Annotated in this window: 20 protein-coding genes and 1 tRNA gene; 8 read left to right on the top strand and 13 right to left on the bottom strand. The window is 48.8% G+C overall.

Annotated features, from left to right (window positions below; all coding sequences use genetic code 11):
• The first annotated feature begins 14 nt into the window (after nucleotides 1-14).
• Nucleotides 15-485: a GNAT family N-acetyltransferase gene (locus HQ41_RS06235; protein ID WP_044189392.1), complete on the top strand. Its 471-nt coding sequence runs from the start codon at nucleotides 15-17 to the stop codon at nucleotides 483-485.
• Nucleotides 486-614: 129 nt separating this feature from the next.
• Here HQ41_RS06235 and HQ41_RS06230 read toward each other — a convergent pair whose 3' ends face one another.
• A complete protein-coding gene (locus HQ41_RS06230) occupies nucleotides 615-1,079 on the bottom strand; it encodes a type I restriction enzyme HsdR N-terminal domain-containing protein (RefSeq protein WP_044189390.1) in 465 nt (154 codons plus the stop codon).
• 88 nt (nucleotides 1,080-1,167) lie between these two features.
• Here HQ41_RS06230 and holA point away from each other — a divergent pair, with 88 nt between their 5' ends.
• The 5 genes from holA to HQ41_RS06205 all read left to right on the top strand — a co-directional run bounded on the left by holA (nucleotide 1,168) and on the right by HQ41_RS06205 (nucleotide 4,267).
• Nucleotides 1,168-2,172, top strand: a complete 1,005-nt coding sequence (gene holA, locus HQ41_RS06225; protein ID WP_044189375.1) for a DNA polymerase III subunit delta — start codon at nucleotides 1,168-1,170, stop codon at nucleotides 2,170-2,172.
• A gap of 146 nt (nucleotides 2,173-2,318) precedes the next feature.
• Nucleotides 2,319-2,537, top strand: coding sequence for a hypothetical protein (locus HQ41_RS06220; protein WP_044189373.1), 219 nt, complete (start codon nucleotides 2,319-2,321; stop codon nucleotides 2,535-2,537).
• A 326-nt stretch (nucleotides 2,538-2,863) separates the two neighbouring features.
• Nucleotides 2,864-2,936 (top strand) — tRNA-Gly (locus HQ41_RS06215).
• A 41-nt stretch (nucleotides 2,937-2,977) separates the two neighbouring features.
• The gene (locus tag HQ41_RS06210; protein WP_044189371.1) at nucleotides 2,978-3,625 is read left to right on the top strand and encodes a MarC family protein; all 648 of its coding nucleotides are present in this window, start codon (nucleotides 2,978-2,980) and stop codon (nucleotides 3,623-3,625) included.
• 81 nt (nucleotides 3,626-3,706) lie between these two features.
• A complete protein-coding gene (locus HQ41_RS06205) occupies nucleotides 3,707-4,267 on the top strand; it encodes an HDIG domain-containing metalloprotein (protein WP_044189368.1) in 561 nt (186 codons plus the stop codon).
• Here the strand turns inward: HQ41_RS06205 and HQ41_RS06200 are convergent.
• The 11 genes from HQ41_RS06200 to mscL all read right to left on the bottom strand — a co-directional run bounded on the left by HQ41_RS06200 (nucleotide 4,238) and on the right by mscL (nucleotide 16,767).
• The gene (locus HQ41_RS06200; protein WP_044189364.1) at nucleotides 4,238-5,128 is read right to left on the bottom strand and encodes a hypothetical protein; all 891 of its coding nucleotides are present in this window, start codon (nucleotides 5,126-5,128) and stop codon (nucleotides 4,238-4,240) included. The genes HQ41_RS06205 and HQ41_RS06200 overlap by 30 nt on opposite strands.
• Nucleotides 5,125-5,667, bottom strand: coding sequence for an NUDIX domain-containing protein (locus HQ41_RS06195; protein WP_044189362.1), 543 nt, complete (start codon nucleotides 5,665-5,667; stop codon nucleotides 5,125-5,127). The genes HQ41_RS06200 and HQ41_RS06195 overlap by 4 nt, the downstream gene beginning before the upstream one ends.
• Nucleotides 5,668-5,776: 109 nt before the next feature.
• The gene (locus HQ41_RS06190) at nucleotides 5,777-6,742 is read right to left on the bottom strand and encodes an ROK family protein (protein WP_044189360.1); all 966 of its coding nucleotides are present in this window, start codon (nucleotides 6,740-6,742) and stop codon (nucleotides 5,777-5,779) included.
• Nucleotides 6,743-7,079: 337 nt separating this feature from the next.
• Nucleotides 7,080-7,955 (bottom strand): pirin family protein, encoded by an 876-nt coding sequence (locus HQ41_RS06185; protein WP_044189357.1) that lies wholly within the window; start codon nucleotides 7,953-7,955, stop codon nucleotides 7,080-7,082.
• A gap of 137 nt (nucleotides 7,956-8,092) precedes the next feature.
• The gene (locus HQ41_RS09365) at nucleotides 8,093-8,284 is read right to left on the bottom strand and encodes a hypothetical protein (RefSeq protein WP_052405323.1); all 192 of its coding nucleotides are present in this window, start codon (nucleotides 8,282-8,284) and stop codon (nucleotides 8,093-8,095) included.
• A 225-nt stretch (nucleotides 8,285-8,509) separates the two neighbouring features.
• Nucleotides 8,510-8,692 carry a hypothetical protein gene (locus HQ41_RS09360; RefSeq protein ID WP_052405322.1) on the bottom strand — a complete coding sequence of 61 codons (183 nt, stop codon included), beginning with the start codon at nucleotides 8,690-8,692 and terminating at the stop codon, nucleotides 8,510-8,512.
• Between the two features lie 5 nt (nucleotides 8,693-8,697).
• A complete protein-coding gene (gene pflA / locus HQ41_RS06175; RefSeq protein ID WP_044189355.1) occupies nucleotides 8,698-9,426 on the bottom strand; it encodes a pyruvate formate-lyase-activating protein in 729 nt (242 codons plus the stop codon).
• Nucleotides 9,427-9,438: 12 nt separating this feature from the next.
• Nucleotides 9,439-11,670 (bottom strand): formate C-acetyltransferase, encoded by a 2,232-nt coding sequence (gene pflB, locus HQ41_RS06170; protein ID WP_044189353.1) that lies wholly within the window; start codon nucleotides 11,668-11,670, stop codon nucleotides 9,439-9,441.
• A gap of 419 nt (nucleotides 11,671-12,089) precedes the next feature.
• Nucleotides 12,090-14,312, bottom strand: coding sequence for a hypothetical protein (locus HQ41_RS06165; RefSeq protein ID WP_044189351.1), 2,223 nt, complete (start codon nucleotides 14,310-14,312; stop codon nucleotides 12,090-12,092).
• A 100-nt stretch (nucleotides 14,313-14,412) separates the two neighbouring features.
• Complete coding sequence (locus HQ41_RS06160; RefSeq protein WP_044189349.1) at nucleotides 14,413-15,237, bottom strand: hypothetical protein; 825 nt, start codon at nucleotides 15,235-15,237, stop codon at nucleotides 14,413-14,415.
• 1,086 nt (nucleotides 15,238-16,323) lie between these two features.
• Nucleotides 16,324-16,767, bottom strand: a complete 444-nt coding sequence (gene mscL, locus HQ41_RS06155; RefSeq protein ID WP_044189347.1) for a large-conductance mechanosensitive channel protein MscL — start codon at nucleotides 16,765-16,767, stop codon at nucleotides 16,324-16,326.
• A 308-nt stretch (nucleotides 16,768-17,075) separates the two neighbouring features.
• On the opposite strand from mscL, the gene nspC reads away from it, so the two are divergent.
• Nucleotides 17,076-18,215, top strand: coding sequence for a carboxynorspermidine decarboxylase (gene nspC / locus HQ41_RS06150; RefSeq protein ID WP_044189344.1), 1,140 nt, complete (start codon nucleotides 17,076-17,078; stop codon nucleotides 18,213-18,215).
• Between the two features lie 7 nt (nucleotides 18,216-18,222).
• Complete coding sequence (ftsY, locus tag HQ41_RS06145) at nucleotides 18,223-19,188, top strand: signal recognition particle-docking protein FtsY (protein WP_044189342.1); 966 nt, start codon at nucleotides 18,223-18,225, stop codon at nucleotides 19,186-19,188.
• A 104-nt stretch (nucleotides 19,189-19,292) separates the two neighbouring features.
• On the opposite strand, the gene HQ41_RS06140 is transcribed toward ftsY, so the two are convergent.
• Nucleotides 19,293-23,129 carry a thiol protease/hemagglutinin PrtT gene (locus tag HQ41_RS06140; protein WP_044189338.1) on the bottom strand — a complete coding sequence of 1,279 codons (3,837 nt, stop codon included), beginning with the start codon at nucleotides 23,127-23,129 and terminating at the stop codon, nucleotides 19,293-19,295.
• Between the last annotated feature and the right edge of the window lie 664 nt (nucleotides 23,130-23,793).

Below are 23,793 nucleotides of genomic sequence, written 5' to 3'. Positions count from 1 at the left end.
CATAGAGGGGGTATATGGATTATAGAATAAGAGCATTAAAGCCAACTGAGGTCAGTGTCCTCGATACATTTTTGTACGAGGCTATCTTTATTCCAGAAGGAGTTGAAGCGCCATCAAAGGATATCATCAAGCACCCTGATCTACAAATGTACATCTCGGATTTTGGCAAGAAAACCGATGTGTGCTATGTCGTAGAAGTAGATGGGGATATAGTAGGGGCAGTGTGGACTCGCATTATGAATGATTACGGCCATGTCGATGATGAAACACCATCACTTTCGATTTCTCTTCTCAAAGAGTACAGAAATTTGGGCATCGGTACAGAACTTATGAGGCAAATGCTCTCGGCATTGAGAGAGCATGGGTATAAGCAAGTTTCATTATCAGTCCAAAAGATGAACTATGCGGTGCGTATGTATCAGAAAGTCGGCTTTGAGGTTGCTCATGAGCATCAAGAAGACTACATCATGATTTGTAAACTTTGAGATACTGCCACTCCTAGTTTGCAGCACTACAGGTCTGGCAACCATGGAAGATGAAAGGAGTAATAAATTGAGATTTGCAGAGAGCAGGGCACGGATCTCATAGCGTTGTACAGGGTGATTCGCCCTCGACTATGCTTGCTTTGGTGCCAAGGCCAAGTAGTGGGGGATCTCCTCTAGCTGCTTGTAGCTCATTTGAGTATAGTCTATTTGATAGGCGACATGCTCCAACCCGTTGCTCAGGACGAGGTAGGGGACACGGAAGTGATAGTTGTACCGGACTATTTGCTCTAGTACAGCCTCGCTGAGCCTAATAGACGGAGCCTTGTACTCGATAAGCATCTGGGCTCGGAGGGTGCGATCGTAGAGGACCGTATCGCTGCGCTTCTTTAGGGAACCGAGTTGTAGAGGAACTTCGTTCATCATTAGTTCTCTAGGATAGCCAAGATGATCGGTAAGGTAATGCACGAAGTGTTGGCGTACCCATTCCTCTGGTGTGAGGCGTACGAATCTCTGGCGTAGATCGTCGAAGACATAGTACTTGTCTGAGTCTTGCTTGAGCCGAATGGCATAGGGGGGTAGGTTTAGTCTAATCATCTATCTTTGTCCTAGAGTTATGCGGGCGTAGCCTAAGCGAAAGTACAGATTTCTGCCCGATTAAGTCCAAATATGCGAGTTTCTCAAGATGCCGACCTACGAAGATATTGTACGCAAAATCAAGAAAAAGAGCCTTGCCTCCGCCTATATGCTCTGGGGTGAGGAGCCTCTCTTCATTGATAAATTAGCCGAGGTTTTTGCCTCGGAGCTGATCCCCGAAGATGAGCGGGACTTCAATCTATCGGTTCTCTACGGGCACGATGTCGCAGCCAAGGATATCATCTCCGAGGCCATGCGCTTTCCGCTAATGGGGCAGAAGCATCTCGTGCTGGTGCGGGAGGCTCAGATGATCAAGGATCTAGAGCAAGTAGCCCCCTATATCCCGAGTCTGCCCGATACGACCTGCCTAGTACTCTGCTACAAAAAGAAGGCGGACAAGCGCCGTGCGCTCTACAAGGCCTTAGAGGCCATTGATGGGCTCTACGAGAGCAGCAAGATCTACGACTCCAAGATCCCGGATTTCATCATCAAATCGTTCTCTGCCGTGGGGCTCAATATAGAGCCTCGCACGGCCTATATCATGGCAGACCATACGGGCAATGATCTAGAAAAGATACTCTCGGAGGTGGATAAGCTCTCTATTGCCCTAAGTGGGGCGTCCAGCAGGTTGGTCACGCCAGAACTCATAGAGCGGCATATCGGTATCAGTAAGGAGTACAATAATTTTGAGCTCCTGCGTGCGGTGGTCGAGCGAGATGCAGCCAAGGCCTTCAAGGTCGCTTATTATTTTGCGGCTAATGAGAAAAACTACCCAATTCAGACGACACTCCCAGTCCTATTCAACTATTTCTCGACGCTTATGGCGGTGTACTATCTGCCGCAGATCAATGAGCGGAGTGTCGGGGAGTTACTCAAAGTGGGGAGCTTCCAAGTACGAGATTATCTTACCGGGGCTAGGCTCTACTCTTCGGGGGCAGTCTTCGAGATTATCCGTCGGATTCGTCTGGCCGATGCTGCAAGCAAGGGGGTAGATGCCTCGCTCTCTAGTGGGGAGATCCTCAAGGAGTTGCTCGGGTTCATTTTCTCTCGCTGAGCGCTAGGGGAGAGGGTGTGCTGGGGCGATGTCGGTAGAAGTAAAAAACACGCATATAAGTCGGGTGGAAATTTTGCGATATCAGAAACTTACCTTACCTTTGCGCCGTTTTAGAAGTTGAATTCAAACATTAAAAATCAATTACAATGAAGAAATTTGTATCACTCTGCGCTTTCGTTGCTGCTCTTTCTTTCGTTTCTTGCGGTAACAAGACTAACGAAAATGCTTCTACAGACTCTCTGAAGAACGAAGCTATCGAAGCAGTAGAAGCAGTAGTAGAAAAGGCTGAAGCTGTTGCTGACTCTACAGCAGCTGCTGCAGACTCTATGGCTACTGAGATCGTAGAGAAGGTAGAAAACCTTTAGTAGACCGCACCTCCTCTGCCGTATCGGTAGGGAGAGGCTGCCCAAGCAAGGAGCCTTGAGCTCCCTGCCTAGTACACATCGGAGGGGGTGTGTCAGACTTTATTTTTGGCACGGCCCCCTTTTAAGGTGTTTTATAATGCGCAAACAGTTGTGTTGCTCGTGCATTATGAAACACCTTTCTCTTTTTATCCGTGGGCGGTATCCAGAGGTCGTGTCGGATCTGTGAGGTAATCTGCAAAAAGGTTTTGTGATTTTGTCGGATTTATCTACTTTTGTTGCCAAGGAAATAGATGGCCTTTTTAGGAACAAGTCATCTGCCTTTACAAGCGGTAGTAGCTCAGTTGGTAGAGCATCGGCTTCCCAAGCCGAGGGTCACGAGTTCGAGTCTCGCCTACCGCTCTTTTTGTACCTAGAAGTTCAAATAGATCGATCGAACCCTTATGTCGTTTTTCTCCAACATTACCCATGAGTTATCGCTGTTTAGCATCAGCGAAATCATCAAAGCATTTGCGCCTCTTTTTGTGACGATCGATATCCTAGGTGCGATCCCGATCGTACTGTCGCTCAAGGATAGAGGTCAGAAGTTTAGTGCAGCGCAAGTTGGGATCTATTCTTGCTTGGTGTTGCTGTGCTTCCTAATTATTGGTGAGCCTCTGCTCGACAAGCTAGGTGTAGACATCTCTTCCTTTGGTGTAGCGGGGGGGATTATTCTCTTTGTGATGGCTGCCGAGATGGTCTTCGGCATACAGATTTTTCGCGAGGATGGTCCTACGGCTAATGCGACATTTATTCCTTTAGTCTTCCCCCTTTTTGCAGGAGCTGCCGCCTTCACGACTATCCTTACCCTACAAGGGCAGGGCATCGCGATGATCAATGTCGCTATGAGTGTTATCCTCAATATGATTGTCGTCTATCTTGGGCTTAGGTTCGTAGACCCTATTGAGCGTATGCTCGGCAAGAATGGGGCGTATATCCTGCGTAAATTCTTCGGGGTAATCCTGCTGGCAATCTCGGTGAAGTTCATCGCCAATAGCTTGATTGCCGTCATCGCCACGGTCCGTACGGGAGTTGAGGCTGCCATGCAGTAGAGATTCGATTGTGAATATTCGCTAGGCTATTGGGTAGTGTCCTGCTCCTCGATAGCCTAGTTTTTTAGTTTAGCTTTTGGTATGATTGACCCAATAGAGATTATCCAGCGATACTATTCGCCCAGTAGCGAGGCCTATCGGATTCTTGTGGCGCATAGCCAAGATGTGTGCCAGATGGCGACCGAGATCGTGCAGGCTCATGCCGAGCTTGGTGCAGATCTACAGTTCGTCCAAGAGGCGGCTATGCTCCACGATATCGGGATTTATCTCACCGATGCCTCTGGTATCGACTGTCATGGAGATGAACCCTACATCAGACATGGCTATCTCGGGGCAGAGCTACTGCGTAGCCTAGGCTATCCGAGGCATGCTCTGGTCGCCGAGCGGCATACGGGTTCTGGGCTGATAATGCAGGAGATCAGACAACGTGGGATTGATTTGCCAGAGGGGATCTATGCCCCCCAGAGCGTCGAGGAGCGCATCGTGTGCTATGCCGACAAGTTTTTCTCCAAAACCAAGCTCGGCAAGCGCAAGAGTTTAGGGGCCGTTCGTCGCTCTCTACTCAAGCATGGCGAGCAGGCGGTCATCCGCTTTGATGCCCTGCATCAAGAGTTAGGTCTGAGGACGGAAGCGAGCCAATAGATAGGTCAATATGATATTCTGCCAAATGATGTAGCAGGCGATGGCTACGGGCGAGAGGGGCAGTAGGAATAGCGACGCTAACCACAGGGATAGCGTCGTGTTTTTTTGTCCGAGAGCGTGGCGGATAGTATGCTGCTCCGCTCCGAGCCTAGAGGCGAGTGTATGCCCGATGAAGTATTGAGCCAAGCAGGCGATTAGGCTGATGCCAGCAAGTAGGGTGATCTCCTGCCACGTCCAGCCAGAGTGCTGACGCATAAACTCGGCCGTGTGCGCCATGAGTAGAAGCAGAGAGAGTAGCCAGATGAAGAAGGGTAAGCCTTTGAACCGAGAGATTCGCTCGGCTATAGGGCGGTGTAGCCACAGCAATCCCCATGCGAGGACAATCGCTGGCACGATGAGTGGAGTGATACTCCAGAAGATCTTCGAGGCTTGTGTGATGAAGGGGACATCTGCCCCAGCATCACCCACCAAGGGCAAGACTGCAGGGGCAACGAACATAATCATCGTGTGGCTCAGCAGGACGTAGGTAGTCGTGTAGCCAGCTTGCCCACCGAGGAGCATCACGATGGTAGGTGCAGCCGTTGCGGCAGGAGTCAAGAATAGTAGTAGGGCGGACTGGGCGGCGAGTGTGCCGAGAGGCAGGGAGCAGAAGTAAGCTATGCCTGCCAGCAGGAGCTGAATGAGCAAGAGTACCCCATGCGAAGCCTGCAAGCGCAAGTCCCTAGGTCGCACACGCAGGAATGTGAGGAAGAGCATTCCCGATATGGTGTAGGGAATGAGCGGAGCGAGAGGAGCCAGCCACCGACTCAAGACAATACCAGCGAGTAGTACCAGCAGAGGAATCAGGTCTTTGACCCTCATAGATTATCTTTGGGGAGGTAATGCTCTACCGAAGCGATGAACTGCTTGATGGATGAAAGGCCGAACTCATCGGAGTGGATTTGGCAGAGTGGACGGATGACAAGCTCTGCTGCATCGTCCGCCGCTACTGCTCCATCGAAGCTATCTACTCGCACGAGGAAGAATAGGTCGGAGGTATAGACCGTAACTCCAGAGTAAGGGTAGATATTGGGTAGTGACATTAGATAGGTTATATCTTGGGCATCAAGTCCCGTTTCTTCTTTGATCTCACGGATGACGGCAGCCTCCGCTGTTTCGAGAGGATCGACAAATCCGCCTGGTAGATCAAGCGTTCCTTTGGCAGGCTCGAAGGCACGACGCACGAATAGGCCGTTGTCGTGTCGGTCGAGTATCAGGCAAGCCACAGCGGAGGCGACATTGGCGTAGTAGGTCAGCCCACACTGGGCGCAACTCTTGGCTCGCTTGCCGTGATCGGCGAAGCCCTCTGCCCCACAGCGAGGACAGAACTTGAAGCTATGTAAAGGATTCTCTGCTAACATAACGCTTAACGAGGAAAATAGGTGATGAAAAACAGACAGAGGCTGCGACGAGGGTTTTACCTCGATGCAGCCTCCGCTCTATATATTTAGTTGTTTAGGTCTATCGCGCCTATGCGATAGGCTTAGCTTCCCAACCAAGAGCACTGGCTCCTAGTACGGCTGCATCGCTTCCCTTGAGCTGAGAGAAGAGTAGCTTCGTCTTGCCCTTGTAGATGTTCAGCAGGTTCTTCTCCATGTGGTGTCTGATGGGGTTCATCAGCAGATCGCCAGACTTGGTCAGACCACCGAAGAGAATGATCGCCTCTGGGCTGGAGAACGTAACGAAGTCGGCGAATGCCTCCCCAAGGATAGCACCAGTAGCTTCGAAGATCTCTAGGGCTAGCTTATCTCCCTTGATCGCCGCATCGAATACGTCCTTAGAGGTAATCGTGTCGATGTCTACAGAGCGCATCAAGCTGTCTTCGGAACGAATGCTTAGATATTCACGAGCTGTGCGTGCTACTCCAGTGGCAGATGTGTAGGTCTCTAGGCAACCTTGACGACCGCAACCGCAGATACGCCCGTTGCGACGCACGATCATGTGACCAAGTTCGCCAGCGAAGCCGTCGTGTCCGTACACGAGCTGACCGCCTACTACGATGCCACTACCTACGCCAGTGCCGAGCGTGATCACGATGAAGTCCTTCATGCCACGAGCTGCACCGTAGGTCATTTCTCCGATGGCGGCTGCATTGGCGTCGTTGGTTAGTGCTACGGGGATGCCCATACGGTCTTGGATCATCTGTGCTAGAGGAATCTTTCCTTTCCAAGGTAGGTTGGGGGCAAATTCGATCGAGCCTGTGAAGTAGTTGCCGTTTGGCGCTCCTACACCGATGCCTCGTATCATCTCCTTGCCACCTACCTGCTCGATGAGCATGTTCAGACCAACCTCGAGATCGTTTAGGTATAGTTCAATGTCGTTATGCGTACCTGTTTTGATCGATGCGTTCACAACCACGTTGCCTCGTGCATCTACAATACCGAAGACCGTATTGGTGCCTCCGAGGTCTACGCCTATTACGTAGGGCTTCTCCATAAGAGTAGAGCTTATTCGTTTGTAGTTAGTTAATAATTTATATCTCTGTGGCAAAGATAATGTCTTTTTTCAGAATGTAATGCTTTTTACTTCTTCCAAAATGCATTAAATCCCCATAGAGTTTTAGAAATCTTTGCCCCGATACTTAATTTCGAGGGTTGCATAGTAGGCTTTTGTCTGGCTTGTTGATCAATGCTTTGGCCTACGAATACTCGATCTATACTCATCGAGCAAGGCGTGCTGTGGCTCATCACAACACGCCTTGCTCAATAATGTTCACTTCTTTGTCCTCGCTCCCGAGGCTTTGGGTGGGCTAAACGAGTGCTTGCGCTTTGGGTTAATCCTCCAGATACCCAAATTTCCCTAGGTTGTAGTCTATGAAAGCTTGTTTGATTTCCCCCGGAGTATTCATCACGAATGGGCCATAGGCTGCGATCGGCTCGTTGAGTGGTTCGCCGCTGAGGACAAGTGCTACCGCATGCTCCCCAAGGGCTTGAATGCTGAACGACTCTCCCTCGTTGGCGAACTTGACCAGATGATCGGTCGCTACCTCCGTACCATTGACGAGTACTTGACCAGAGATGACGAGTACCAGTGTATTGTAGTGAGCAGGGAAGGAGAATTCGGCTTTGGCTCCGTCGAAGAGCTTTGCATTCATCATGTGGATTGGCGAATGTGTCTTGGCCGGTCCTTGAACCTCCCCATACTGCCCAGCGATCACTTCAATGAAGCTCTTGCCGTCGTCTAGTTCCTGCCGTCCCATATCTGCGTTGGCAATAGCCTGATAGGAGGGTGGATTCATCTTATCCTTGGCAGGGAGGTTTGTCCAGAGCTGAACCATCTGGAAGGCTCCCCCCTGCCTGCACCACTGGCGCTCGTAGTACTCTTTGTGTAGTACTCCGGAGGCAGCCGTCATCCACTGCACATCGCCAGTTCCGATGATACCGCCACCGCCACCGCTGTCGTGATGCTCTACCTTGCCTTCATAGGCGATGGTCACCGTCTCGAACCCACGATGCGGATGAACGCCCACGCCTCTAGGCACTTCGTGAGGCTCGACTTGCATCAGCGCATTGTAGTCTAGCATGATGAAAGGGTCCATCTCCTTCATACTTAGCCCCGGCAAGCTGGGGATCAAGTTGTGTACCTTGAAGCCGTCCCCTACCCAGTGGGATTCTTGAGGGGCAGCCACGAACTGAATTTTCTTAGTCATTGCTTCATTAATTATATCGTTTGATGATACAAAGGTACGGCCATCGCTAGCCCTGTGCATTGACCTATGGTAAGAACGAAGATGAAAGCCTAAGAAATGAAAGAGGGCATTGCCAACGGCAATGCCCTCTTTCATAATTATCGTTTGAAGTTTTTGTCGGCTAAAGCCTTCCTTACTCGGCTGAGGCTCTCTGGGGTAATGCCAAGGTATGATGCGATCATGAGCTGTGGCACACGGAGCATCATCTCGGGGTAATCGCGTACGAAAGTCATATACCGATCCTCGGCGGAGCTCGACTGTAGCTGGGTGATACGCTTGTGCTGATGCATGATGTGCTGATAGAGAAGCCGACTGTGTAGATCGGAGAAGTGAGGCAGGCGCTTAGCTAGCTCTGCGAGAGCCTCCTCGCTGATGAGGAGTACATCTGTCAGCTCAATGGCTTGAATGAAGTAGGACGAGGGAGCGTTGAAGTGAACCGCCTCGATATTGTCGAGGAAAGCCCCTTCGGCAGCAAAGAATAAGATGTGTTCCTTGCCCTTGGGGTCGATTGAGTACTAGCGTACCAGCCCTCGCTCGATGAAAAAAGTATGGCGGCACCGCTGCCCATGGGTCAGGAGGAAGTCGCCTTTGGCTAGCTGCTTGCGTGTACAAGCTGCTCGTACGAGCTCTAGCTCGATGTCCTCCAAGACGATGTCTGGATTGATGGACGAGGTAATAGGTGTGAAGAACTGATTCATAGCGCCTACTGTGTCCAGACGGTACGGAAGTAAGGCGAGAGGATAGCTACGGCTCGGTCTACCTCCTCGGGCGTAGGCTCGTGAATGGCCTCTAGGGCATAGGGCTGGCCGAGAGTTTCGTATTTGTGTTTGCCGTAGGTATGGTAGGGGAGGATCTCTAGGCGCTCGATATTGGCAAATCCGCCGAAGTGTTTGCCCAAAGCATGTAGATCCTCCTCGGCATCGCTATAGCCCGGCACGAGTACGTAGCGCAGGCGAACGGGCTTGCCCATCTCGGAGAGGATCTGCGCCGTCTCGAGCGTGCGCCTATTGTCGAGCATCGTCAGGAGCTTGTGTCGCTCGGGGTTGATCTGTTTGCAGTCTAGTAAGACTAGATCCACTAGCTCCCACAGCTCTCGGACGTGCTGATTGTGAATACTCCCATTCGTGTCCAGACAGATATGGATACCTGCGGCCTTGAGGTCGTGGCAGAGCGGAATGAGCTCTTTGGCCTGTACGGTCGGTTCCCCTCCGCTGAAGGTAATACCGCCTCGCTTGCCGAAAAAAGGCTTCTCATTGATCGCACGGCGTAGCACCTCACTGGGCTCTACGAGTTTGCCGTCCTGACCGATTGGGATCGTGTCGGGGTTGGCGCAATAGAGGCAGCGAAAATTGCAGCCCTGTAGGAAAACGACGAGCCGGATACCCGGCCCGTCGAAAGTTCCCAAGGATTCGAATGAATGTATTCGAAGCATTGTCTGTGGTGATTATCTGATTCTCTTGTGGAATGAGCGAGAGATCACCTCGAGCTGATGCTCACGGCTGAGCTTGATGAAGTTCACCGCATAGCCCGACACACGGATCGTCAGCTGTGGGTAGTTCTCTGGGTGCTCCATAGCGTCCTCGAGCATCTCACGGTTGAGCACATTGACGTTGAGGTGGTGTGCACCCTTAGTAAAGTAACCGTCCATCATAGCGATAAGGTTCTCTACCTGCTCTTCCTTATTAGACCCTAGAGAGTGTGGAATGATGCTGAAGGTATTGCTGATGCCGTCCTCTGCGTCTGCGTAGTCGAGCTTAGCCACCGAGCTGAGTGAGGCGATCGCTCCGTGGTTGTCACGGCCGTGCATGGGGTTCGCTCCGGGGGCGAAGGCCGTACCAGCCTCACGTCCGTCTGGCGTAGCACCAGTGTTCTTGCCATACATCACGTTGGAGGTAATGGTCAGCACCGATAGCGTAGGCTCTGCGCCCTTGTATATAGGTAGATCACGTAGCATACGAGAGAAGAGGCTCGTCAGCTCGGTGGCGATGCTGTCTACACGGTCGTCGTCGTTGCCATAGCAAGGGAATTCGCCCTCGATGGTGAAGCCCTCGGTCAGTCCCTTCTCGTTGCGCTTAGGCATTACCTTGGCATACTTAATGGCGGAGAGTGAGTCGGCTGCGATGGATAGACCTGCTACACCGTAGGCTAGGTTGATGCGTGGGTTCGTGTCGATGAAAGCCATCTGAGCACGCTCGTAGTAGTACTTGTCGTGCATGTAGTGTATGATGTTCATCGACTCGTTGTAGATGCGTGCTACCTCCTTGAGCACTACGAGGTAGTTCGCCCATACTTCGTCGAAGTTGAGTACATCGCCCTTGAGCTCTGGGATATTCTCGAGCATCACCGTGCCAGTAGCCTCGCAGCGTCCGCCGTTGATCGCCAACAGGAGAGCCTTGGCTAGGTTCGTACGTGCCCCGAAGAACTGGATATGCTTACCGATGTCTTGGAAGGACACACAGCAGGCAATCCCGTAGTCGTCCGAGTGGCGTGTAGAGCGCATCAGATCGTCATTCTCATACTGGATAGAAGACGTGTCGATAGATACCTGAGCGGCGAACTGCTTGAAGCCCTCCGGTAGACTTGGCGACCAGAGCAGCGTGATGTTGGGCTCTGGGCTTGGGCCGAGGTTGTAGAGTGTATTGAGGAAGCGGAAGCTCGTCTTGGTTACCTTGTGACGACCGTCGAAGAGGCGACCACCGATAGACTCCGTTACCCATGTTGGGTCGCCAGCGAAGATCTCGTTGTAGGCATTCATGCGTAGGTGGCGTACCATACGTAGCTTGATGACGAACTGGTCGATGAGCTCCTGCGCCAGCTCTTCGCTTAGGCCGTTGTGCTCTTGATCGTACTGGATATAGATGTCTAGGAACCCAGACACGTTACCCAGCGACATGGCAGCACCGTCCTGATCCTTGACGGCAGCTAGATAAGCGAAGTATACCCACTGTACAGCCTCTTGAGCTGTGTAGGCCGGGCGGCGAACATCGAAGCCGTGATCCGCAGCCATCTGTACAATCTCGTGAAGTGCCTTAATCTGCTCGGCTACCTCTTCACGCAGACGAATGCGCTCCTCGGTCATAGGACCAAGTAGAGCGGCTAGGTCTGCCTTCTTCCATGCGATCAGACGGTCGGCACCATAGAGGGCAAGACGGCGGTAGTCGCCGATGATGCGACCACGGGCATAGTTGTCTGGTAGCCCCGTGAGGAAGCTCAAGGAGCGGAACTTGCGGATCTCGTCCGTGTACACATCAAACACTCCATCGTTGTGCGTCTTGCGGTAGTTGGTGAAGATATCCGTTACACGAGGGTCTACTTCGAGGCCATTCTCGTGTACAGCCTTCTCCACCACCTTGTAGCCACCGAAGGGCTTCATCGCACGGCGAAGCACCTCGTCGGTCTGTAGACCTACGATTACCTCATTATCCTTGTCGATGTAGCCGGGGGCAAAGGCTGTGATGCCAGAGATGGTTTTGGTGTCGATAGAGCGAACGCCATTGTTGTCACGCTCCTCTTTGAGTGCTTCTAGACAGAGGTCCCAGATCTTACGAGTCTTCTCGGTCGGGCCGCATAGGAAGCTCGCATCGCCATCGTAGGGCGTAATGTTGAGTGCGATGAAGTCACGGACATTGAGTTCGTGCTCCCAAGCACCACGTTTGAAGTTAGGTTGTTGTTGCATTACAGCATTTTTTGATGAATGACGAGTTAAATAAACGGCTATCGACCACACCTAACCTAATGTTCGCCAAGAGCTATAGCTTCAGCGTGTCCTCGTAGAGTGAGGTTTTGATCTGGTGGCTGCCGTTCTCTTTGCGTAGCAAAATTAAACATATCGCACCTATTAATCTAAATACTTTATGAAAATACCGATTAATAGGTATTGACAGGCATTGATTGCTGCAATGAGATTAACGAACGTCCTGATATTTTGAGCAAAATTAGTCCTCAGATTTTGCTCAGTGCGTCACAGATGTGACAGCCCTTACTATGTGATGCGATACAACTCTTCAATCTTGGGGCTACGATGACTATGACATTTTCCCTATTTTAGGTGTATCAGAGCTCGTCTGTTACGATATTCACTCTGTCGACATTTTGTCAATCTAAAGTCTGAGCACTAGAACTTTGTTTGCTTACCTTCTTCTTTTTTTTCTCCGAGGTGCTTGACGAGGTAGTGGAGGATACCGTTACTTGAGGTGCCTCTAAGTTAATTTCGTTAACCACTGCTGGTGTTTTAAGGTTGATACTATCCGTTGTTATGATGGTAATACCTAAAGGAGTTCTTATGTATCCACTCTTAACGCCAATACCAAGAAGCGCGAGGAGTGCAGCAATAGCCATCGATAAGTATATAATCTTAGTAGAATTGCACAATTGCGCCTTCTTATTTGGTGATATTGGTTTGCTTCCCTCCTTCTCATCGCCTAATTGCGCCTTCTTATTTGGTGATATTGGTTTGCTTCCCTCCTTCTCATCGCCTTCTAGGCACTTCTCAATCACTCCTTGCTCTTCATTCCTTAGATATAGGACTAGTACAAGTAGAGCAATTAGTAGATAAGCTCCTCCGAGCATCACTAAGTAGTCCCAAATAGTTTCTGCAAGTCTAAATGATGTAACGGTACTAATAGTGAGAGCAATAAGTGCAGAAAAAATACCTAGAAGGGCAAGGTAGTCTCGCTGTTGTGATTTGAGAGACTCAACATTATCTTTTTGTAGAGTTTCAAGTGTCTTCCCATGAGCTTTCACGTTTTTAAATATAGCTTGAGCATCATTATATAGTTCTTTAGACTCATCTATTCTAAATTTTCTGAGTAGTCGATTGTATCGTAGATCAACATCTTCCAACCAATCAGGATTGACAAATTTACACCCAAAGGAGGCAATAAAAAACGATGGCTTCCCTGGTTCATAAGTGAAAAAAGAATCCTCAAAAAGACGAATTTGCTCGTAGGGCTGATTAATTCGTTTGTACTTCTTTTTGATGTGATGTAAGTGTAACAATAGAGCTCCAAGGAGTTCTACCCGCTTATGATTGTCTTCGTAATTATCAGAACTTGTTTTTTGCTGCTCTACTTTTCTCATGTATACGATTAGAAAATCAAGAGGGGCATTATCATCTTTGTCATTCTCCAAGATATTATTATCAGTGGCGATTTTATAGAGCTCAGCCACTGAATCCTCACAGTCTTGTATTTTTTGAATGATAGGTTGGAACTTATCTCTGTTTTCTTTAGAACGCATTATGTACTCATTGTACTGAGATATATGCTTAGTGTCTTTTTGGTTTCTGTTTAGATCTTTCGGCGCATGGGTGTTTGTAGAGTTGAATAAATTCTTCTTCCAATAAGAAAATAAAGGGACATCTGTAAGCATCCAAGAGCTAGAATAACGTTCGCCGTTGAGAATAAAAAAGGATCCTCCTACAGCTCTGTATGTTTTTTCATTGTAATTAGACCATAGCCATATAGGCTGCTTTGTATATTTTGAAGACTTTTGTTGGTCTCTATCAGCAACGTCAATACTTTCACCTCCGAACTTCTCTATTTTAAATGCGGATTGATAGGCTAATAGAGAACATTTGCATTGAATAGCTTGAAATAGGTATTTACCATATAGCATTTCGATGGCTGTCCCCTTTGCCTCTGGCTTGACATAAAGTAAATCGTTTGTTTTTTTCTCAGTGCTGAAAATAGGCTTTTCTTCAGCTAAAGCTCCGCATAAATCAAAGAAAGTGCACAGCATTTTAAGCTTCTCTTCACTTGTACGGCAAGTAAAATCAATCTCAGTCATATCAATTAAGTATTCCACCAAGATCTTCACACCATTTATTAGAGGTAAAAGTTCATCGTGTGGATGCGAGGTGCTGAATGGTATTTGAGACAAAGGGGAGGAGATTGCCCAAACATCATTCTTCTCCTCAATCTTAATCTGAATGCGCATGAGCATACACAGAGTTCGTAGCTTGAAGCATAAATCGTGAATAACGAATAAAATTGGATGCAAAGAGGGCTCTGTGTTATTTATATCGGCGGCTGATACTGGCTTGATTTTTTTCACTCGCTCTTCAACCCATCGAATGATATCATCTAAATCTCGAGAGTAGTCTTTGTGAGAAAGAAACTCTCCACTCATAATTGAATTTGCAAATAGTAGCCAAGTCTTACTTATAGCATTGAGGACTTCTTCTTGCTCTTGAGACTCTTTTGATCGTTTTTCATCTCTTTTTGGGAGTGCTTGTTCTTCGGAAGTCTCTTCACTTGTTCTTAGTAATTCCTCGACTAAATTCTTAAGGTGTTTGATATACAATATCTCTGATTCCATATTGTCTAGTGTATGTTTTAAATGTTTTCTAGTCTGATTGGATATAGAATGAGGCTAGACTCGTCCATAGAGTAGTCTAGCCTCATTGATTTGTATTGTCCTATCCTCGGCGGAATTCTTCAAATGCCCTAATCTCTGCCATCAAATTTGTTCCTTCTTCCAAATGTCTCGACATATTTTTCTCCAATCTGTTTGCTTTGATGAATGCAAAGATAGCTTCTGCTCCCTTCAAATCCTTTAACCTATTATCCTCGTCCTTTTGGGCTCTCCAGGTAGGGAAAGAGTGGGAGACATCAATAAGCATTTGTGTGTCAATCTCCTTATATTTGATGAGGTCTGATCCAGTCTCCTGCTTCTGGGAATAAGGGGTGTACTCTCCACTAAATAAGTACTTGAGAGACTTCTTAACTAAAATAACAGTTTCTGTAAACTCATCTTCATACTGTTTAATTCCATCGAATATAGGAACTTCGTCAGATTTATTCCCCTTACTCACACTTTCTTTCATTTTCATTACTCGGTCAAGTGTAAACCATCTCACTGCAGCATCGGATTTTAACATACTGTTATATATATCTTGTTCTACAGGCCCATTAGGAAAGGTCGTGAAGTTGAAAAATCTAAACAAACTTTGTTCATAAAGAGAATCAGTGAGTCTTTTCTTTGAACCAGGGAGTCTTTTGGGGGATCTAATCTGAGGGGTAAATAGCTTCTGATCTTTAATTACACAGCAACTAGCAAGGCATAAGAAGTACAGTGTTTTCATATAGCGTGTCATATTGTACTGCTCGAGTTCTTCGTTGTATTCTTTTATGGATTTGGGAGGTATCTCCCCTATGCCAACTAGTTTGGCAACGATGTATTCAAACAGAGATACAGAAGAGGGAGTACGTTTTTTGAATCTTTTAGAGGCTAGGGTGTTCATACTGTATTTATGATGGAACTAAACTATATTATTCGCTGACCTTCGCTTATTAGCTGCTTAATTTGCGAAAGAAGACGGCTGTTTTTGAAATATCTAAGAATGAGCGACAATATAGTTTGTTTTATATTGTTTTAGTAGTTAGCTTTTTATGTTGTTCTTGTTTCTTTGTTTAGAGCGCAAATTTACAGCAAAAAACTCATATACACAATAGTATATGATATTCTCAATCAATCATTATCGCTTATCATGTCAAGCGAGAATCTGCTAATAGAACTTTTAGAATACTTGCCAGTTTGAGTTGAGTGGGGTATCCCTACGCATCGGATCCGCCCCGATAGAGCCGTTATGGTGTAGAATAGCTAGATGTAGCGTTGGGCTGTGCGCTTGAGACCTTGCGACATATTGATTATTATGAAATTGTGTCCTTAGCTGATATTAAATTTGTGTCCTTAGCATATTGTGGATTGGGAGGATAGAGCCGTGCTGAGAGAGAAGTAGGGAAGACCAAAATTTATATTTTAGCTCAAATTTCAGAATGTTGAAGAGAGAAATGCCTTGAGCGTGGGTCAAAAACGGTAGATCGCGTATTTGGCCTCTAGGAGGCTCTAGATTGCGCTTGACCTCTCTTGTGCACTTGCTCCCAGCTGAGTGAAAATAACCGCCTAAAACGAGCTTTCTGTAAGTGCCTAGATTTTAGTTCGTTTGTTGTGCTGCCTGCTGTAATTGTCTTCGTGCATGCACGACTTTGGGAGATTTCTTCCCATCAATCCTCTCAGATGAGTGGGCACCTCTGAGAGGATTAGCCCACCAATCCGTTTAGATTAGTCCTCCAATTCTTGCCGATTGGCTTACTATTCCATAGCAAGAGCCCTCTCTCCTCAGCCAAAATCCCCTTGGGTTTTTTACGTTTCTTAACCTAAAAAGATGATGAACGACTTGCTGCTCTTTCGTTTCTCATAGAGGAGTGGCCGAAATCAAAAGGCGATGTGCCGAAATTTGTATTTCAGCACACCGCCCTTGGGTGTCTAGGTTGTTTGGTTGCTATACGACACCCAGAGCCTCGAGGGGAGGTCTAGGATGATCGTACTAGTTGCGCTTCTTGAGCTCGTCGCGGATTTCCTTGAGTAGAGCGATATCTGCTGGATCTGCTGCAGGCTCGGCAGGTGCTTCTTCCTGCTTCTTGCGTAGGCTATTAACCCCCTTCACCATGAGGAAGATGGCTAGAGCGATAATCAAGAAGTCTACAGTCACTTGTAGGAAGCTACCGTAGTTGAGCGTTACAGCCTCTACGGCAGGGCTAACTACCTCGCCAGCGGCATTCACTTGCTCTGCTACGCCCTCTTTGAGGGTGAGCTTGAGGTCTGTAAAATTGACACCTCCGAGCAGCAGGCCGATAGGAGGCATGATGATGTCATTGACAAAAGAGCTGACGATTTTGCCAAAGGCACCACCAATGATGATACCCACTGCCATATCCATCACATTGCCCTTCATCGCAAATTCCTTAAACTCTTGGATAAACTTTCCCATTTGTCTATTTGTATTAAATGATTCGTATTGGAATAATCAAGGCAAAGATATCTAATTTTATTTAAAATTATATAAATTTAATTGTTTCGCTCCGAAAAGGAGTGCTGCTGTCGTTGCTTAAAATAGCAGGAGAGATAGGGGGCGAGGAGCAAGTCTGCTATTCGTTGTAACCAAGGGATTGGAGCCGATATTTGAGGGCTATCTCCTCTGCTCTCTAACCGCATGGAGAGAGGAGCTAGGCGAGGACAGCAAGGTTTGCAAACAGTTTTTTATCTTTGTACAAATAAAGATGATACGACTATAATTAAATGAACAATAACATTCCGTCACCTTGCTACGTGCTAGAGGAAAGCCTACTACGCCGCAACTTGGAGCTAATCCGTTCAGTTGCCGAACGAAGTGGTGCTGAAGTTATTCTAGCATTCAAGGCCTATGCGCTCTGGAAAACGTTCCCCGTATTCCGCGAATACATCAAGCACAGTACGGCCAGCTCTATCTACGAGGCTCAGCTAGCTTACGAAGAGATGGGTGCGCCTGCTCATACGTTTAGCCCCGGTTATACGCCCGAGAATTTCCCTACGATCCTTAAATATAGTAGTCACGTTACTTTCAACTCGCTGAGCCAAATTGAGCTTCTCCGAGAGCAGATAGAGGCAAGTCAAGGTGTGTCCTTTGGCCTGCGCATCAACCCAGAGTACTCTGTGGTCGAAACGGATCTATACAATCCTTGTGCTCCCGGTTCTCGATTTGGCGTGACGGCTAGCGAGCTGGGCGATAGGCTCCCCGAGGGTATTGAGGGGCTGCATCTGCATGTCCTCTGCGAGGGCGATGCCGAGAATCTAAGCGAGGTGCTCGAGATCGTCGAGCGTAACTTCCCCAAGGCTCTAGAGCAGGCCAAGTGGCTCAATATGGGTGGTGGACATCTGATGACACGCAAGGACTATAATGTAGATCACCTCGTGCAGACGCTCCGCTCCTTCGGCGAGCGACATCCGCACCTCAAGCTCATTCTCGAGCCGGGGAGTGCCTTCGCTTGGCAAACGGGCTATCTCGAGGCGACGATCATAGACCTTGTGGAGCATCATGGCATCAAGACAGCTATTGTTGATGTGTCTTTTACCTGCCATATGCCCGACTGTCTGGAGATGCCTTACCAACCAGCCATACGAGGTGCACGCATTGTGCAGACGCATACCGAGGCTCCGCATACCTACCGCATCGGGGGGAATAGCTGCCTGAGTGGCGACTTCATCGGCTATTGGGCGTTTGGGCAACCTCTAGAGATCGGCCAGCGGATTATTTTTGAGGATATGCTGCACTATACCACGGTCAAGACGAATATGTTCAATGGCATTCCGCATCCCTCAATAGCCTTTCGTCGCTTAGATGGCTCTCTACAGATGCTTCGTGAGTATAGCTACGAGGATTATAAAAACCGTATGGACTAGAAATACTATGGGACTATTTAGTTTTTTCTCCAAGAAAAAGAAGGAAGAAGAAAAGGCTCAGCTTGACGAAGGGCTTAATAAGAGTAAGGAGAATGTTTTTTCCAAGCTCACCCGAGCGATTGCCGGTAAGAGTAAGGTCGATGATGATGTGCTCGATGACCTCGAGGACGTCCTAGTAACCTCGGACGTAGGTGTGGACACGACGCTCAAGATCATTCGACGCATTGAGGAGCGTGTCGCACGGGATAAGTATGTAACCACAGGTGAGCTGACGACTCTACTAAGAGAAGAAATCGCAGCCCTGCTGACCGAGAATGGTGTCATCGATGGCGATGCCTTCGGTATTCCCGAGGGAGCGAAGCCATACGTCATAATGGTGGTAGGGGTCAATGGCGTAGGTAAGACCACGACGATTGGCAAGCTAGCGCATCAGTTCAAGAAGGCAGGTCTCAAGGTTGTGCTAGGAGCAGCCGATACCTTCCGTGCTGCAGCCATTGAGCAGCTCGAGATCTGGGCATCACGCACCGACACGCCCCTAATCAAACAAAAGATGAATGCCGACCCAGCCTCGGTAGCCTACGATACGCTGAGCGCAGCGGTTCGACAAGAGGCAGATGTCGTGATCATCGACACGGCTGGACGTCTGCACAATAAGGTTGGGTTGATGAATGAGCTGAGCAAGATCAAGCGTGTGATGCAGAAGGTTGTGCCCGATGCGCCACACGAAGTACTGCTAGTGCTGGACGGCTCTACGGGACAGAATGCTTTTGAGCAGGCCAAGCAGTTCACCGCAGCAACGGAGGTAAATGCCCTAGCCGTTACGAAACTTGATGGCACAGCCAAGGGTGGTGTCGTCATCGGTATCTCAGATCAGTTCAAAATCCCTGTCAAATACATTGGCTTGGGTGAGGGCATCGACGACCTACAGCTCTTCCGCAAAAAGGAATTTGTGGACTCGCTATTCGGTCAGTAGGCTTTTATCTGCCTAGTATCAACGGACTATCCCCCAGATTGCACTCGGCAATCTGGGGGATAGTTGCTTTTAGACGGAAGCCCTGCCGCTCCGATCGGGAGCGATTATTCGAGGATCAGCTTGTAGGCTTGTAGGCCAATCTCTATGATGTATAGGCCTCGCCCTAGATCTGCTACCGACCATCTAAACTCATTGGCCTCTGGCATGGCTGCTTGGCGTACCACTCTGCCGTCTAGTGTGCGTAGGCGAAGTGGAGTGCTAGGGCTAACGTGCTTGATGATGACGAAGTGGCTCGCAGGATTGGGGTAGATTAAGGCTTCGGCACCTGCAATATCGGTCAGGCCTGTGTCCTGCTTGATTGTGATCTCAACCGTACACTGCTCAGTAACAGAGAAGCGATATGGCGCATCGAGTGGACGATTGTTTACTTTGACCTCATCTATTAGATAGCTTGCTTGAGGCGTAATGATGAGTGTGAGCTCTGTTCCATACTCGACGGCGGAGAGATCTTGCGCTCCCTCTACACGAAGTGTCGCATGTTCTAGGGCATTAGGTACGTCTACTCGGTAGACTTTTTTGGCGAACTGGGCAATAACCTCTGTATCTCTCTCGACGACAAATGTTCTTGTGGCCTTGATCTCTGTGCCACCAGCGGTCAAGCTCGCCAGCTCGTAGCCTTCGGCAGGGCTAGCTTGTACGCTCAGCTGCATACCGTGTGGCACTGCTTCTAGCTTATCTGCTCCAGATATCTTGATGCTTCCTTGCCCCTCTACTTTTTGGGTTACTCGGTAGACTTTTTTAGCGAACTGGGCAATAACCTCCGTATCTCCCTCGACGACAAATGTCTTTGTGTCCTTGATGTCTGTGCCGCCAGCGGTCAAGCTCGCCAGCTCGTAGCCTTCGGCAGGGCTAGCTTGTACGCTCAGCCGTGCACCGTGTGGCACTGCTTCTAGCTTATCTGCTCCAGATATCTTGATACTTCCTTGCCCCTCTACTTTTTGGGTTACTCGGTAGACTTTTTTAGTGAACTGGGCAATAACCTCTGTATCTCTCTCGACAATAAATGTCTTTGTGGCCTTGATGTCTGTGCCGCCAGCGGTCAAGCTCGCCAGCTCGTAGCCTTCGGCAGGGCTAGCTTGTATGCTCAGCTGCGTACCGTGTGTCACTGCTTCTAGCTTATCTGCTCCAGATATCTTGATGCTTCCTTGCCCCTCTACTTTTTGGGTTACTCGGTAGACTTTTTTAGTGAACTGGGCAATAACCTCCGTATCTCCCTCGACGACAAATGTCTTTGTGTCCTTGATGTCCTTGCCGCCAGCGGTCAAGCTCGCCAGCTCATAGCCTATTTCTGGCTCTACGATTACTCTAAGCTCTTTCTTAGCCTCGACTGCCGATAGTTGGACATCGGGTATGCTAATGCGCCCGCCCTCATTTGAGGTGAGGGTTACTTTATAATAGGTTTTGGGTGGGGTGGGAGTGCCACCCTGTTTGAGCTTGAGTGTACGGCGATAGGTCCCCGTCGCCCAAACATCTCGATCGACACCAGCGATATTGGCGGTGAGGTGTAGCTCGTAGGTTCGCCCTAGGGGTATAGGCTCGAATGCGGATTTGGGGATATTGATCTTAGTTTTGGAGATATCAACGCTCCTATGTTTATGGATTGTTAGCTCGCCCGTCGCCCCCAAGGGATAGCGCTGTCCTAGCTCTACGTCTACTAGATCGTAGCGGAGAGAACCCGTGAAGCTCTCGGCTCCTACGTTCTCGATTTCGCAGGCGATGGAGAGGGTAGAGCTATCGAGCTGTTTGAGGTCTAGCTCTTCTTCCGTCCACAGCTCGTCATTGAGGCGTATCTCCAGATCTTTTGTCCCGCTCTCTGGTGTGTCTAGGTTGCTGTTCCTATTGGGTCTGTAGGTCAGGATAGGCTTTTGGTTTGCGTCAAGTATTTCTAGCTTATAGGTACCGAAAGGGTTGTTGATAGGATAGCTCCGCTCCGGAATAGTTTGGCTTGTCCCATCGGTGTAGTGCACCGTTTTGCTTGGTACGAGGAATGAGAAGGTGACATCGTAGATACCTGCTGCCAGTGAAGAGCTAGGGGTTTGATGAAATGTGATAATCCCATCGAAAGTGCTATGATCAAAGAACTGATACCCCTCACTCCTCATCTTATCTACCGATACTCCTGCACGGCTTAGCTCCACGACGATATAGCCGTAGTCGGTGGTAAAGCGAGTAGAATTGGATATAGACAACTGTAGGCTGGTCTGATGATTTGACCAAAATAGGGTTGTCTGCTTGGGTTCTTTGCTGAGAGATAGATTGATCTCTGTGGGGATTGTAGGTAGTGTGATACGTCCTTGGTTGATTTCGATACTCAGCGGCTCTCCATACTCAACCTCAAGCCAAGGCTGTGCATTGGGTACATCTACATTGGTGTCTGGCTCAATGATCTCTCGGCATACTGCTCTCAAAGTATATGTGCCATCGGCGGGCATAGGATCTAGTGTGATAGAGGTCAGTAGGGAGGTGAAGTATGACCCTCTAGAGATCCCAGTTAGGTCGAGATTGGTCTGCGAGAGCATAATCTCTTGGCCGGAGGCGTCCCGTAGGGAGATCGAAAGATCGCCACGGTAGAGGTCCGAGGCGTTGGTGCTCAGATTGGTAAGCATCAGCCCTATTTTGTCTTGATCGAGGTCGGTTATCTCGGATCTAAATGACAAGCCACCGTCGCCGAAAAAGGAGTAGCGCCGCTCTTGGATAGGGAAGGGTTCGTGTCCTTCTCTATCGGGGCGTACCAAGATGATGTCCTGTCCTTGGTTAAATCCTCCATCTCCACCGCCATGTCCTAGTATCGGAGGGCTCATGAAACTGAGAGCGAAGTAGCCGTTGCTTGTGCCTCCCCAGCCCCAGTTGGTGTGTAGATAGCCGTTTTCGTCATAGCCGTCTATGACCCACGCATGTCCTGCGTCGTTTTGAGCACCAGACATGATGATGGGGTTGTCTAGGTCTAGCTCCTGTTGTATTAGGGAGAGGAAGAGCTGGTTGGGGCTCTCGTTGCGAGAGAGATGACGTACATGATAGGAGAAGTGTTTCTTGAGCGCACGAGCAGCATCGTGCATGTAGGCACCGCTGCCGCCGTCACGAGAGCGTCGATAGTTCATATTGACCGCAATCCCGACGTCGGACATGAGTTTAGCTACAGCCTTGCCTTGAGCTTCTGTCCAATGCCCCTCTTTGTCGTAGGTACGGGTGTCGTTGTTCCACTTCCAATCAAACGTGTAGGAGTCAATCATATTAGCCCAGTCGTAGACAGACTGCTCAAAGTCCGCCGACAGCTCCCCGATCGAGCCAGTTCGAGGTGTGTAGGTGTGCTTCCCTTTGCCTCGCTCGGGCCACTTATGGTAGTACATAACCTGCGAGATAGCCGTGGCGACGCAGCCTGTTACCGTCCTCTCTTTGCCGATAATGGGAGCTTGGTCGTTGAATGGTTTGTCTTGATCCCACAGAGATTTGGTCAGAGGCCCCCGTATGGCTTTGGGGTTAGGCTTCGGCGTTGGGCTAGGGAGCCCGGGGGTAACTGCGGTGGAGCGTAGTGCATCGACCTGCTTTTGGTGTCGTTTGAGCAGACCAGAGAGCTGCTCGGGTAGTCGATTTAGATGGACTTGCCCCTTGTCGGAGTAGCCAAGGACAGGTATCGTGGTGTCATCGCCCGAGATAATCACAAACCCAGAGCGGTCGGTGTCGTTGAAGATGTAGTATGTAGGCTTTAGTCCGCCCTTCTTCTCTCCCTCGGCGAGCCTAAGCTCTCCTGCTCGGTCAATTTGTACATATCGCTCGGCTAGGCGCATAGCCTGCTCTCTGCCTATTGGCCCTGCCCAACCGCTCCATGCAAGGAGGAGGCACAAGCCAAAGGCTAAGTAAGATAAAATAGATCTCTGCTTCATGTCTTTGTGGATTACGCTGTGATTTTGATACTGAATATAGATAGAGGTGTCCTCGGGCTATATACTAATATATGGTGTTAATAACTGTGAACGTGTTGCTTATCGGCTATTTGAGAGCGCAAATATACGGATATTTGGGTAATGATGTTGATGACGAATATATGTTTGATACAAATGTTAGGCTCTTGTGCTCTATTCATAGGTCTGAGCATAAGGGCGGGGGAGCCTAGGGTTAGTGGCATCTACTCAAAAATGCCCAAACTTAGTATGGCAATTGTTCTACTTTTTGGTTAAGGAGTGTTAAGGATATAGTGAGGAATTTATGTGAATGGTATAACGGTTCATAAAGGAGAATGGTTTGGCTGAAAGAAATTGATGGGCAGATTGATTCGGATCGTAGGGTTAACCTCATCAGGTGTATCGACTAATCCTAAAGGATTGATGGGAGGAAACACGCAAAATAGGAGACCGTTGCACGGCATTTTGCCTGTTTTCGGTTAGAAACGTTGTATATATCTCTGATTATTACTATCTTTAATATGTAATTAATTGTATCGACATGGCACCCAAACCAACCGAACAAGCTCCGAGCTTCCTACAAGTATATACTCAGGTTCGTCGCGACCGTATGAAGCACTCCTTTCTCCGCCAAATCAATGCTTGC

Source organism: Porphyromonas sp. COT-290 OH860 (assembly GCF_000768935.1).
GTDB lineage: Bacteria > Bacteroidota > Bacteroidia > Bacteroidales > Porphyromonadaceae > Porphyromonas.
Note: the sequence above shows the minus strand (reverse complement) of the source record. Positions and strands in the feature narration are given on the sequence as shown.

Excerpts from the sequence above, each read along its gene's own strand:
- HQ41_RS06220 (WP_044189373.1), top strand. The coding sequence starts at position 2,319 with ATGAAGAAATTTGTATCACTCTGCGCTTTCGTTGCTGCTCTTTCTTTC.
- HQ41_RS06195 (WP_044189362.1), bottom strand. The coding sequence starts at position 5,667 with ATGTTAGCAGAGAATCCTTTACATAGCTTCAAGTTCTGTCCTCGCTGT.
- pflB (WP_044189353.1), bottom strand. The coding sequence starts at position 11,670 with ATGCAACAACAACCTAACTTCAAACGTGGTGCTTGGGAGCACGAACTC.
- HQ41_RS06230 (WP_044189390.1), bottom strand. The coding sequence starts at position 1,079 with ATGATTAGACTAAACCTACCCCCCTATGCCATTCGGCTCAAGCAAGAC.
- HQ41_RS06200 (WP_044189364.1), bottom strand. The coding sequence starts at position 5,128 with ATGAGGGTCAAAGACCTGATTCCTCTGCTGGTACTACTCGCTGGTATT.
- HQ41_RS06235 (WP_044189392.1), top strand. The coding sequence starts at position 15 with ATGGATTATAGAATAAGAGCATTAAAGCCAACTGAGGTCAGTGTCCTC.
- ftsY (WP_044189342.1), top strand. The coding sequence starts at position 18,223 with ATGGGACTATTTAGTTTTTTCTCCAAGAAAAAGAAGGAAGAAGAAAAG.
- HQ41_RS06210 (WP_044189371.1), top strand. The coding sequence starts at position 2,978 with ATGTCGTTTTTCTCCAACATTACCCATGAGTTATCGCTGTTTAGCATC.
- HQ41_RS06160 (WP_044189349.1), bottom strand. The coding sequence starts at position 15,237 with ATGAACACCCTAGCCTCTAAAAGATTCAAAAAACGTACTCCCTCTTCT.
- HQ41_RS09360 (WP_052405322.1), bottom strand. The coding sequence starts at position 8,692 with ATGAATCAGTTCTTCACACCTATTACCTCGTCCATCAATCCAGACATC.
- holA (WP_044189375.1), top strand. The coding sequence starts at position 1,168 with ATGCCGACCTACGAAGATATTGTACGCAAAATCAAGAAAAAGAGCCTT.
- HQ41_RS06140 (WP_044189338.1), bottom strand. The coding sequence starts at position 23,129 with ATGAAGCAGAGATCTATTTTATCTTACTTAGCCTTTGGCTTGTGCCTC.
- HQ41_RS06205 (WP_044189368.1), top strand. The coding sequence starts at position 3,707 with ATGATTGACCCAATAGAGATTATCCAGCGATACTATTCGCCCAGTAGC.
- HQ41_RS09365 (WP_052405323.1), bottom strand. The coding sequence starts at position 8,284 with ATGCATCAGCACAAGCGTATCACCCAGCTACAGTCGAGCTCCGCCGAG.
- nspC (WP_044189344.1), top strand. The coding sequence starts at position 17,076 with ATGAACAATAACATTCCGTCACCTTGCTACGTGCTAGAGGAAAGCCTA.
- mscL (WP_044189347.1), bottom strand. The coding sequence starts at position 16,767 with ATGGGAAAGTTTATCCAAGAGTTTAAGGAATTTGCGATGAAGGGCAAT.
- HQ41_RS06165 (WP_044189351.1), bottom strand. The coding sequence starts at position 14,312 with ATGGAATCAGAGATATTGTATATCAAACACCTTAAGAATTTAGTCGAG.
- pflA (WP_044189355.1), bottom strand. The coding sequence starts at position 9,426 with ATGCTTCGAATACATTCATTCGAATCCTTGGGAACTTTCGACGGGCCG.
- HQ41_RS06190 (WP_044189360.1), bottom strand. The coding sequence starts at position 6,742 with ATGGAGAAGCCCTACGTAATAGGCGTAGACCTCGGAGGCACCAATACG.
- HQ41_RS06185 (WP_044189357.1), bottom strand. The coding sequence starts at position 7,955 with ATGACTAAGAAAATTCAGTTCGTGGCTGCCCCTCAAGAATCCCACTGG.